The 12258-nt window shown below is 71.7% G+C and carries 6 protein-coding genes; 4 read left to right on the top strand and 2 right to left on the bottom strand.

The window, feature by feature from the left end; translation table 11 throughout:
- The first annotated feature begins 9 nt into the window (after positions 1–9).
- The 4 genes from D474_RS0116590 to atzF all read left to right on the top strand — a co-directional run bounded on the left by D474_RS0116590 (position 10) and on the right by atzF (position 7843).
- Positions 10–1572, top strand: coding sequence for an SLC13 family permease (locus tag D474_RS0116590; protein ID WP_017614666.1), 1563 nt, complete (start codon positions 10–12; stop codon positions 1570–1572).
- A gap of 226 nt (positions 1573–1798) precedes the next feature.
- Positions 1799–2524: a GntR family transcriptional regulator gene (locus tag D474_RS0116585; protein ID WP_017614665.1), complete on the top strand. Its 726-nt coding sequence runs from the start codon at positions 1799–1801 to the stop codon at positions 2522–2524.
- A gap of 31 nt (positions 2525–2555) precedes the next feature.
- Entirely contained in the window at positions 2556–6161 is a 3606-nt protein-coding gene (gene uca, locus D474_RS0116580) for an urea carboxylase (RefSeq protein ID WP_017614664.1), read from the top strand.
- Complete coding sequence (gene atzF, locus D474_RS0116575) at positions 6161–7843, top strand: allophanate hydrolase (RefSeq protein WP_017614663.1); 1683 nt, start codon at positions 6161–6163, stop codon at positions 7841–7843. The genes uca and atzF overlap by 1 nt, the downstream gene beginning before the upstream one ends.
- Positions 7844–7912: 69 nt before the next feature.
- On the opposite strand, the gene D474_RS28990 is transcribed toward atzF, so the two are convergent.
- Complete coding sequence (locus D474_RS28990) at positions 7913–9727, bottom strand: HelD family protein (RefSeq protein WP_017614662.1); 1815 nt, start codon at positions 9725–9727, stop codon at positions 7913–7915.
- A gap of 374 nt (positions 9728–10101) precedes the next feature.
- Positions 10102–12102 carry an ABC1 kinase family protein gene (locus D474_RS0116565; protein WP_026118555.1) on the bottom strand — a complete coding sequence of 667 codons (2001 nt, stop codon included), beginning with the start codon at positions 12100–12102 and terminating at the stop codon, positions 10102–10104.
- Positions 12103–12258 lie beyond the last annotated feature (156 nt).

The raw sequence follows: 12258 nt of genomic DNA, 5'->3' as shown, positions 1-12258 counted from the left end.
AGGACTGTGATGGCGACCCAGACTCGTCCCGAGGCGCCGGAGGCGTCCTCGTCCACACAGGACGGGCAGCCGAGCAACGGTGGTTGGACCCGCTCGAGACTCATCGGACTCGTGCTCGGCCCCCTGCTGGCAGCTGTCGTGTACGCCCTTCTGCCCGAGATGCAGATGGAGCTCGGCGGCGGGGAGACCGGCCTCTCCGCCAACGGCGCGGCGGTGGCGGCGGTCACTGCATGGATCGCCATCTGGTGGGCCACCGAGGCCATCCCGATCCCGGCGACCTCGTTGCTCCCGCTGGTCCTGTTCCCCGTGCTGCTCGACGGCGTCGGGGTGGAGGATGTCGCCCCCTCCTACGGATCCGACACCATCTTCCTGTTCATGGGCGGTTTCATGCTCGCCCTCGCCATGCAGAGGTGGAACCTCCACAAGCGCATCGCGCTGACGATCGTCTCCAAGGTCGGCTCCAACACGGCAGGCCTGGTCGGCGGGTTCATGATCGCCACGGGCTTCATCTCGATGTGGGTCAGCAACACCGCCACCGCCGTGATGATGCTCCCCGTCGGCCTCTCGGTCGTCACACTCATCGCGCAGTTCCGCAACGGTCGGACCGACGCCAACTTCGCGACCGCGCTCATGCTCGGCATCGCCTACTCGGCCTCCATCGGGTCGGTGGCAACCCTCATCGGTACCCCGCCGAACGTGCTCATGGTGGGCTACCTCAACGACGCCCACGACATGTCCATCGGGTTCGGCCAGTGGATGCAGGTCGGCGTTCCGCTCGCGGTCGTCTTCATGCTGCTCGCCTGGTTCGTCCTGGTGAAGCTCTGCTTCCGCCCCCAGATCAAGAAGGTCGAGGGTGCACAGGGGCTGATCCGTGACGAACTGCAGAAGATGGGGCCGATGGGGCGCGGCGAGAAGCTCGTCCTCCTCGTGTTCGCTTCTGCGGCCTTCTCCTGGATCTTCATCCCGATGCTCGCCGAGACCGAGAGCATCGGCGGGGCTCTGCCCTGGCTGGCCAGTATCGAGGACGCCGTCGTCGCCATGGCCGTCGCCGTGGTGCTCTTCCTCATCCCGGTGGACCGCCACACACGGCTCCTCGACTGGGAGACCGCGATCAAGCTGCCCTGGGGCATCCTCCTGCTCTTCGGCGGCGGGCTGGCCATCTCGGCCCAGTTCACCGATTCGGGTCTCAGCGAATGGATCGGAGGCCAGGTCACGGCCCTGGCCGGTGTTCCCACCTGGGTGCTCATCCTCGCGGTCGCAGGACTGGTCCTGGCCCTGACCGAGCTCACCAGCAACACCGCGACCGCGGCCACGTTCCTTCCGATCCTCGGCGGCGTGGCGGTCGGCATGGACGTCGACATCCTCGTGCTCATCGTTCCCGCGGTACTCGCCGCCAGCATGGCCTTCATGCTCCCGGTCGCGACCCCGCCCAACGCCATCGCCTTCGGCTCCGGCTACGTGAACATCGCCCAGATGCTCAAGGGCGGGATCTGGCTCAACCTGCTCGCCATGGTCCTGATCCTGGGCACCATGTACGCCCTCGTTGGCTGGGCTCTCGGTGTGAGCCTCTGACCTTCGGCCCGAACCAACCCGGGCGCACCTCGCAGGAGGGCGGACACCCCCGGGAGACCGGCGCGGCCCTGCCCGTCCCAGAGGCCGGCGCCACACAACGAAGGGGCGCCCCGGAACCCTCTCCGGGGCGCCCCTTCGGCGTGTCCGACCCCGTGAAACACGGCGAAACCGACGCTTCACGCGGTGAAACGGAGTCGGAAACACGGGCTTCCTAGCGTCGGGGCCCATGGACACACCGATGTATACACAGGACGCTCCCCCGGGGGCCGAGGCCCCGACCTCACGTCGGGACCGGGTCTACGTCCTGCTGCGCGAGGAGGTCCTCAGCGGCCGTATCGCCCCGCGTACCCGTATGGGGGAGGTCCGCCTCGCCGAACGCTTCGGGGTCTCCCGCACCCCCGTCCGTGAGGCCCTGGCCCGCCTGCACTCCGACGGTCTGGTCGAACGGCGCGACAACGGCTTCTACGCCACCGTCCCCAACCTGGCCGAACTGCGCGACCTCTACGAACTGCGGGTCACCCTCGAGCTGCGCGGCATCTCCCGCGCCATCGAGGACCCGAGCGTGCACCACGACCGGAGGATCCTGGCCGCCGAGCTCGAACGCTGGGAACTGCTGCGCACCTCCCCGCCCGAGCCGGACCCCTCCTTCGTGCTGCTGGACGAGCAGTACCACGCGGCCGTCTCGCGCGCCTCCGGCAACCGGGCCCTCACCGACGCGCTGATCTCGGTCAACCACCGGATCCGGCGCGTGCGCATGCACGACTTCCGGACCGCCGACCGCATCGGTTCCACCATCGACGAGCACATCGCCATCGTCGAACACCTCCTCGCCGACGAGCTCGACGCCGCATACAGGGCGATGTACGAGCACGTCGGCGCGTCCATGGCGGTGGTCCTCGAACGCGCCGAGAGCGCACTCGCCCACATGGCCCTGCACACCGACGTGTTCTGACGGCCCCAGCAGCACGACAAGGGAGACCCCCGTGTTCGACACCGTCCTCGTCGCCAACCGCGGCGAGATCGCCTGCCGCATCATCCGTTCCGCACGCGACCTGGGCCTGCGCACCGTCGCCGTGTACTCCGACGCCGACGCCGGGGCGCCCCACACCCGCATGGCCGACGAGGCGGTCCGCCTGGGCCCCGCGCCGGCCACCGAGAGCTACCTCGACATCGAACGCCTGCTCCTGGCGGCCGAGAACACCGGCGCGGGAGCCGTCCACCCCGGTTACGGGTTCCTGTCGGAGAGCGCGGAGTTCGCGCACGCCGTCGAGACCGCCGGCATGGTCTTCGTCGGTCCCGGCCCCCACCACCTGGAGGAGTTCGGCGACAAGCACACCGCACGCAAGGCCGCCTCCGCCGCGGGACTCCCGATGGTCCCGGGCAGCGAGCCCCTGTCCGACGCCGACGCCGCGGTGGCCGCCGCCGACCGCATCGGGTACCCGGTGATCCTCAAGTCCACCTCCGGGGGCGGCGGGATCGGGTTAAGCCCGTGCGGGGACGAGACCGCCCTGCGCGAGGCGTTCGCCCGGGTCAGCCGCATGGCAGAGACCCACTTCGGTGGGGGCGGGGTCTTCGTGGAGCGCTTCGTGACCCGTGCCCGCCACATCGAGGTGCAGGTCTTCGGCGACGGCGCCGGGCGGGTCGTCAGCCTCGGCGACCGGGACTGCACGCTCCAGCGCCGCAACCAGAAGGTCGTGGAGGAGGCGCCCGCGCCGGGTCTGCCGCAGCACGTGCGCGAGCAACTGCACCGCACGGCCCGCACGCTCCTGGCCGGTGTGTCCTACCGCAGTGCGGGCACGGTCGAGTTCGTCCACGACGTGGACCGGGGTGAGGCCTCGTTCCTGGAGGTCAACACCCGGCTGCAGGTGGAGCACCCCGTCACCGAGGAGGTCACCGGGGTCGACCTGGTCGCGTGGATGCTGCGGCTGGCGCGCGGCGAGGACGTGCTCGCCGGCGTGCCCGACCACGGTCCGCCCCGGATCGGCCACGCCTTCGAGGCCCGGGTCTACGCCGAGGACCCCGCCCACGATTTCCGGCCCAGCTCCGGTCCGCTCACCCGGGTGGAGACACCCGAGTGGGCGCGCGTGGACGGCTGGGCCGAGACCGGGCAGCGGGTGACCAGCGACTACGACCCGATGCTCGCCAAGATCATCGTCGGGGCCGAGGACCGTTCCACCGCGTTGGAGCGCCTCGGCCGGGCCCTGGACCGGACGCGCGTCGACGGGGTACAGACCAACCTCGGGCTGCTGCGCGCGCTCGCCGGACACGACGACGTGCACGCGGTCGAGCACACGACCGCCACGTGTGCCGGGGTGAGCGACCCGGAACCCCGGATCGAGGTGGAGCGCGCGGGCACCCTCACCACGGTCCAGGACTTCCCCGGCCGTACCGGGTACTGGCAGGTCGGCGTACCGCCGTCGGGCGCGATGGACGACCAGGCGCTGCGTCTGGGCAACACGGCGCTCGGCAACCCGGAGGGCACCGCGGGCCTGGAGTGCACCGTCGACGGCCCCTCCCTCCGGTTCTCGCACCCGACGACGGTGTGCGTGACCGGCGCACCAGCCCGGGTGACCGTCGACGGTTCACCGGTCGCACAGTGGGAACCGGTCGAGGTCCCGGCCGGCGCCCTGATCGACGTGGGACCGGCGCGCGGACCAGGCATGCGCACGTACGTACTGGTGCGCGGCGGTATCGACGTGCCGTCCTACCTGGGAAGCGCATCCACGTTCACCGCGGGCGAGTACGGCGGCCATGCGGGCAGGGCCCTGCTGCCCGGGGACGTGCTGCGCCCCGGCCGTGTCCCCGAGTCCGCTCCGGCCCCGGTCCCCGAGAGCGATCGTCCCGCGTTCCCCGAGCCGGTCGAGGGTGTGACGGGCGTGCACTGGGACATCGAGGTCTCCGAGGGGCCGCACGCCGCACCCGAGTTCCTCACGCGTGAGGGGCTGGCCGCCTTCTACGCCGCGGAGTGGAAGGTCCACCCGCAGTCGGCCCGCAACGGTGTGCGCCTGTCCGGGCCGAAGCAGGGGTGGGCGCGTTCCGACGGCGGGCAGGCCGGACTGCATCCGTCCAACGTGCACGACACCGCGTACTCGGTGGGCGCGGTCAACCTGTCCGGCGACACCCCCGTGCTGCTCGGCCCGGACGGCCCGAGCCTGGGCGGGTTCGTCTGCCCGGTCACCGTCGTCACCGGCGCACGGTGGAAGATCGCACAGCTGCGCCCCGGTGACACCGTGCGGTTCCACCCCGTCACCGAACAGGCCGCCGAACGCCTGCACACCGAGTCGACCGCGGCGCCTCTGGTGCGCAGCAGCGGCGCGGACGGCGACGACGGGGTCCTGGCCCGCGTCCCCGCCGGCCCGGGCACACCCGAGGTGACCTACCGGCGCAGCGGGCACGACAACCTCATGGTCGAGTACGGGCCGATGGTGCTCGACCTGGGGCTGCGCATGCGGGTCCACGCCCTCATGCAGGCCCTGGAGCGCCACGCGCCCGCCGGGATCGTCGACACCACCCCGGGTGTGCGGTCGCTGCACCTGCACACCGACCCCGGGGTGCTGCCGCTGCGACGGCTGCTCGGGATGCTGCAGGAGATCGAGCGGGAACTGCCGCCCACCTCCGAACTGCGGGTTCCGAGCCGGACCCTGCGGCTCCCGATGTCCTACGACGACCCGTCGATCCACGAGGCGATCGCACGGTACGAGGCGGGGGTGCGCGACGACGCCCCCTGGAACCCGGACAACATCGAGTTCATCCGGCGCATCAACGGCCTCGACCACGTCGACGACGTGCGCCGGACCGTCTTCGACGCCTCTTACCTGGTGCTGGGCCTGGGCGACGTCTACCTGGGCGCGCCCGCCGCCACACCCCTGGACCCGCGCCACCGCCTGGTCACCACCAAGTACAGCCCGGCCCGCACGTGGACCCCCGAGGCCGGTGTCGGTATCGGCGGCGCCTACCTGTGCGTGTACGGGATGGAGAGTCCGGGCGGGTACCAGCTCATCGGCCGGAGCGTGCCGATCTGGTCGGGGCTGCGCCAGTACGGGGCGTTCGAACCCGGAACCCCGTGGCTGCTGCGCTTCTTCGACCAGCTCACCTGGTACCCCGTCGAGCCGGACGAGCTCATGGACATCCGCGCCGACCTGCTCGCGGGCCGGCACGAGCTGGAGGTGACCGAGGGCGAGTTCGTGCTCGCCGACCACGAGAGGTTCCTGGAGGAGAACGCCGCCTCGATCTCGGCGTTCCGCGAGCGCCAAGCTGCCGCGTTCGAGGAGGAGCGCAAGCGGTGGGAGGCCGCCGGGGAGTTCGACGACAAGCCGGAACCGGAACCGGTGGTGCCCGCCGCCCTCGACCTTCCCGACGGCGCCGCTCTCGTGGAGTCGTCGCTGTCGGCCTCGGTGTGGACCGTCGAGGTCGAGCCGGGTACGACCGTGGCCGAGGGCGACCCGATCGCCCGTCTGGAGGCGATGAAGCTGGAGGTGGTCGTGCGCGCACCCTCCGCGGGCACGGTCTCCGAGGTGCTCGTCGAACCCGGACAGCAGCTGGACCCGGGCGGCGCCGTGGCCGTCCTGACCCGAGAAGAGGACGCCTGATGCACACCCCCGTGGAACGGGTCCGCGCCGCCTACCGCCGCCTGCGCGAGGCCGACCGGCCCGAGGTCTGGATCCACCTGCGCCCGGAGGAGGACGTGGTCGCCCTCGCCGAGCAGCTGGAGGGGCGNCGCCCCCTGCCGCTGGCCGGGACGCTCGTGGCGGTCAAGGACAACATCGACGTGGCCGGGCTGCCCACGACCGCCGGGCACCCCGACTTCGTGTACACCCCGCAGGAGAGCGCGCCCACTGTGCGGCGCCTGGTGGAGGCCGGGGCGCTCGTGCTCGGCAAGACCAACCTCGACCAGTTCGCGACCGGACTCGTGGGCACGCGCAGCCCGTACGGGCAGGTGCGCCACGCGTTCCGGCCCGAGCGGGTCTCGGGCGGGTCGAGCTCCGGTTCGGCGGTCGCGGTGGCACTGGGCGTGGCCGACATCGCGCTGGGCACGGACACCGCGGGGTCGGGCCGGGTCCCGGCGGCGCTGCACGGCATCGTGGGGCTCAAACCGACGCTGGGTCTGGTCCCGACCGACGGTGTGGTTCCGGCCGCCCGGCCCTACGATTGCGTGACCGTCTTCGCGCCCGACCTGGCGGCCAGCGAGCGCGCCATGGCGGTGATGGCCGGGCCCGAGCCGGGTGACCCGTCGAGCCGCGGAGCACCCTCTGACCTGCGGTTGGCCCCGGGCGCGCCCGCGCAGGTGGCGGTCCCCGACCCCGACGGGCTGGCCCCGCTGAGCGACGCGGAGCGCGAAGTTTTCCACAGGGCTGTGGACAACCTCGCACGCTCCGGGGCGATCGTCACCGAGGTGGACATCGCGCCCCTGCTGGAGGCGGCGCGGCTGCTCTACGACGGTGCGCTCGTCGCCGAACGCCACGCCGCCGTCGGCGCGTTCCTCGACAAACACCGGGACGCACCCGGGACCGACCCGACCGTCGCCGGCATCGTGCTCGACGCGGAGGGGATCCCCGCCGCCGCGCTCGCCGTCGACCAGGCCCGCCTCGCCGAGTACCGGGTGGTCGCCGAGCGGTTGTTGCACGGCTGCGACGCGCTGCTTCTGCCCACCACCGTCGGGCACCCGACCCGCGCGGAGGTCGACGCCGACCCCGTGGTCGCCAACTCGCGCCTGGGCACGTACACCAACTTCGTGAACCTGCTCGACATGGCGGCGGTCGCCGTGCCCGCCGGGCAGGCGGACGGGCTCGAGTTCGGGGTCAGTGTCGTCACCCGCGCCTTCGAGGACCAGATCGGGCTGGACCTCGCCGCCGTCCTCACCGGCGACGAACCGGGCCCCGGCCTGCTCGCGCCCGGAGTGGAGCTGGCGGTCTTCGGCGCTCACCTGCGCGGGCAGCCGCTCAACCACCAGCTCACCGCGCGCGGCGCCCGGTTCCTGCGCGCGGCGGAGACCAGCGCCGACTACCGGATGGTCGCGCTGCCCACGATCCCGCCCAAGCCGGGCCTGCAACGGGTCACCGAGGACGGACACCGGCTGGCGTGCGAAGTCTGGCGCCTGTCCCCCGCCGCGCTGGGAAGCTTCCTCGCGGAGCTGCCCTCTCCCATGTCGCTCGGCGCGGTCACCCTGGCGGACGGATCCACCGTCGTCGGGTTCGGGTGCGAGGCCTCCGCCGCCGAGGGCGCCCCCGACATCACCGGGTACGGCGGGTGGGTCGCCTACCTGGGCTCCTGACGGCCCCGTGGCGGGCGTGTGCCACGCCCCCGCACACGCCCGCCGCGCCCGCCCGGAGCTCAGCCGGGGTCAGACGGGCAGGTGCGGGCTCGGGCGGCCAGGGTGGGTCACCGTGAGCCGGTGCAGTGCGCGGGTGCAGGCGATGTAGAGCAGCGACCGGTCGGCGTCGGCCGCGTACTCCTCTGCGGAGGCGCGGGCGACGACGACCTCGTCGAACTCCAGCCCCTTGGCCAGGCCCACGGGCAGGACCGTGACGTCGTGGCCGAGGATCCCGCGTGAATCGGCGCTCGCCAGGGTGAGGTCCTCGACCTTCTCCGCCAACTCACCGTGGAGCGCCCGCGCCTGGGCGTGCGAGCGTGTGATGATCGCGAGCCGACCGCCGCCGGCCGAGCGGAAGCGGGCGATCTCGTCGGCGAGCCACCCGGCCTCGGCCGCCCCGGTGTCGAAGCCCAGCACTTCGGGTTCGTCGCCATGGCGGTCGATCGTGGTGACTTCGTCGCCCCGGATCCCGCAGGCGAACCGCATGATCTCGGCCGTGGACCGGTAGCTGCGGGTCAGCTTCATGACCCGGGCGTCGCGGAAGAGCCCGCCGAGCGAACCCGGGGTGTAGTCCTCGGTGTTGCCCAGCGCCTGGGCGACGTCACCGAGCACGGTCATGTTGCACCGGTACAGCTGCTGGAGCACCGCGCACTGGGTCGGCGAGTGGTCCTGCACCTCGTCGATCACCAGGTGCTGGATCTCCTGGTCCGGTGCACTCCCGTGGAAGCGTGCGGCCACGAACAGGAACGGGTAGACGTCCCCCCACTCCAGGGTCTTCGCGGACGGAGCCCGGAACGCGGCCGGGGCGTCGGGGCGCCGGTACAGGTCCCGGTACAGCGCTCGCGCGGTCTTGACCTTCAGCATCGCGGTGAGCTCCTTGTTCACCTCCCCGGGTTTGGGCGGGAACGCTGCCGTGGGGTCCTCGAGGCGGGCGGCGGCGCACAGGTGCTCGGCCATGGAGCGCAGCCGGGCCCTGAGCGGGACGTGCGACAGGGCGGCGAACCGGGTGCACAGGTCCTCGGCGTCCACCCGGAACGTGCGCACCCGCAGGTCACGGGCGACGAAGCTGTCCTCCACGGCCTCGGTCACCGCGCGTTCCAGCCACTGGTGGAAGGCGAGGGTCGCCTTGGCGCGAGCGCGCTCGTGCGCGGCCCCGTCCCCGGGTTCGACCGGGTCGACGGGGGCGGTGAAGTCCATGCGGTGCTCGGCCAGCCGGGTGCGGGCGATGCTCTCGAGGTCGAGGGGGACGACGGGTTCCTCGCCCAGTTCCGGCAGCACCTCGGAGACGTACTCGGCGAAGAGGCCGTTGGGCGAGACGATCGCGATGTTGTGCGCCTGCAGCCGCCCGCGCAGCCGGAACAACAGGTAGGCGATGCGGTGCAAGGCGATCGAGGTCTTCCCGGAGCCGGCGACCCCCTGGATCAGCAGGGTGCTGTCCGACTCGTTGCGGATGATGGCGTTCTGGTCGCGCTGGATCGTGGAGATGATCGAGCGCATGTGGGCGTCGCTGGTGCGCCCGATCTCCTCCAGCAGGATCTCGTCACGGATCGCCTCGGCGGTGTCGACGGCGAACCGGAGCTTGCCGCCCTTGACCTTGATCTGGCGCTTGCGTTCGATCCGCCCGCCGATCTCGCCGGAGGGCGCCTCGTAGGCGGCCGGTCCGGGCTCGGACTCGTAGAACATGCCGCCGAGCGGGGTGCGCCAGTCCACGACCGCGGTTCCCTCGGCGTCCTGCAGGCCCTGGCGGCCGATGTAGTGCGCCTCCGCCCCGGCGGCGGTGTCCGGGGTGAAGTCGAGGCGCGCGAAGTAGGGCGAGCCGCGCATGGTCTCCAGCCGCTCGCGCACGCATGGCGTGGGCACCCCGGGCGTCGATGCCGTCGAGGATCAGCTCGTTCTGGTACATCTCCGCGGGGTCGAGCTCGCCCCGGTTCTCGGCCATGTAGGCCTTGAGGCCGCGGTAGTCGGTGTCGTGGGATCCGAGCGTCTCGGTGAGCGCCGCGATCTTGGCCTCGAGGCGGTCGAGGGTCGCGGCGAGGTGCTCGCGTTCTTCGGTCCGTACGTCCGATGGTTCCCCGGTCATGGCGGTGCTCCTGATGGTCGTGGTGGGGTGCATCCCCAGGCTACCTAACGGACGGTAGGTTGAGGTTGTGAATCGAGTCGCCCGAAGGAGAAGTTGTCCACAGGCTGGGGACGGCCCCGCGCCACTGATCCCGCGGGGCTCAGCGTCTTCGGTCGGTGTTGTCCCGCGCCACCCCGACCAACAGGCGCAGCATCATCAGCGCCGCCGTCCCCAACAGCACCCATGCACCCGCGTCCAGCACCTGCGCCTGGATCGACATCTCCGCCCACGCGGTCTGCGACCCGTCCGTGGCGATGAACAAGCCCACGGACATGAGCCCCGTGACCACCGTCAGCACCATGAGCACCACCCGCGTCACCATGTCCCGCACCATGCGCCGGTCGTCGGGGTGGGCGAAGGGGCGCACCTGCACGGTGAACCGGCCCCGGTGCAGCTGGTCGGTGATGCGGTCGATGCGGCGCGGCAGCCGGCGCAGGGTCGGCAGCATCGCCACGACCTCCCCCAGCGCCATGTCCCGCAGGTCCTCGGGGTTGACCCGCTCGGCCACCCGTGCGCTCACGAAACGCTTGGCCTCCGCGACCGCGTCGAACCCCGGGGACAGGCGCACGAGGGTGCCCTCCACCGTCGCCAGTGCCCGGAAGACCGCCACCAACTCCCCCGGCAGCGCCAGCCCGAAGCGCGTGACGACGAGCAGCAGCTCGGTGAACATACGCGCGTGCGCGCCCGTGCCCGTGTTGAGGTAGCGCACCATGAACTGCCCCAGCGCACGCCGCAACCGTTCGGCGTCCACCCCGTCGGCGTCTGTGGCCACGTCCAGGAGCGTGTCGGTGAGCAGCACGGCGTCCGCGCGGTCGATGGCCAGCATCATCAGCTGCAGCGCCTCACGGGTGTGCCCGTCCAAACGCCCCACGGAGCCGTGGTCGAGCAGCCCCACCTCGCCGGTGTCGAGCAGGAAGATGTTGCCTGGATGCGGGTCGGCGTGGAAGATCCCCTTGATCAGAACCTGGTCGAGCAAGCACTGCAGGAGCCCGTGTGCGACGCGGTCCCCGTCCATGCGTGCAGGGTCGACCGACCCGATGGGTGTTCCGTGGAAGCGCTCCATGACCAGCACTCGCCGGCTCGTCCAGGCCTCGTGTACCCCGGGGATGCGCACGGGCGAGGCCGCGGAGGCCTCGGCCATGGCGGCGATGTTGGCCGCCTCGACCTCGAAGTCGAGTTCCTCGCGCAGTGCCTCGGCGAACCCGTCGGCCAGGTCCACGACACCGATCGCCGGACCCCAGTCGGTGTGCTCGTCGAAGCGGCGCGCGAGCCGGCCGATGATGTCGAGGTCGCGTTCGACGACGGGGGCGATGCCGGGGCGCTGCACCTTCACCACGACCTGCTCCCCGGTGTGCAGGCGGGCTGCGTGTGCCTGACCGATGGAAGCGGCGGCCAGCGGGACGGGCTCGAACTCGGCAAAGAGGTCGTCCAGGGGGCGGCCGAGCTCGTCCTCGATGCGGGTGCGCACAGCGTCGAAGGGCACGGGCGCGACCTCGCTGTGCAGGCGGCCGAGCTCCTCGACGAAGACCGGCGGCAGCAGGTCCCGGCGTGTGGCGAGCACCTGGCCGAGCTTGACGAAGACGACCCCGGCCTCCTCGAAGGAGCGCGCCAGCGAGCGGGCGAGGCGGCGCTGGGTGGAGGCGTCCTCCCCTCCTTCGCGGCCCCCGCCGACGTAACCCCACAGGCCGTGGCGGGCGAGGATCCATGTGATTGTGCGGTAGCGGCGCACACGGCCGACCCAGTCCTTGATCGCCAGCGCCATCGCCACCGGCCGCACGCGGGTGCCGCGCGGAACGACCAGTTCGGTCGCCACGAGGACGAGCATCGCAAGGGCGGCCATGACCACGTGCACCACGGCCACGAACGCGGGTTCGTAGGCGTCGCCCTGTTCGTTGGCCGCCTCGAACGAGCCGTAGTAGAGAACCACCGACAGCACGCTGCCCAGAAGCATGCCGACGGTGCCGGAGAACACCAGGCGCGGCACGCTGAAGGGCACGCCCATCATGCGGCCGGCCAGGAACCCCAGCAGGAGCAGGATCGGGACGAAGACGAGGACGGACAGGAGCTGACCTATCCACGCGCCGATGTCGGGCATAGCCATACGTGCCTTCCGGGTGGTGTCGCACCCCTGTCGGGGGCGCAGGAGGGGGGTGAACCGGAGGGCCGACCGGGGTTCGGCAGGTCAGGGGTCGGTGTCTCCTCCGTCTCCAGACTGCCAGCCCCTTTCTCGGAGCAGCAGCCGGGTTTTCCCACCTGT

The sequence above is a fragment of the Nocardiopsis salina YIM 90010 genome, assembly GCF_000341025.1.
Classification (GTDB): domain Bacteria; phylum Actinomycetota; class Actinomycetes; order Streptosporangiales; family Streptosporangiaceae; genus Nocardiopsis; species Nocardiopsis salina.
This window is presented reverse-complemented; position numbering and strand designations above follow the sequence as displayed.

Excerpts from the sequence above, each read along its gene's own strand:
- D474_RS0116565 (WP_026118555.1), bottom strand. The coding sequence starts at position 12,102 with ATGGCTATGCCCGACATCGGCGCGTGGATAGGTCAGCTCCTGTCCGTC.
- D474_RS0116590 (WP_017614666.1), top strand. The coding sequence starts at position 10 with ATGGCGACCCAGACTCGTCCCGAGGCGCCGGAGGCGTCCTCGTCCACA.
- D474_RS0116585 (WP_017614665.1), top strand. The coding sequence starts at position 1,799 with ATGGACACACCGATGTATACACAGGACGCTCCCCCGGGGGCCGAGGCC.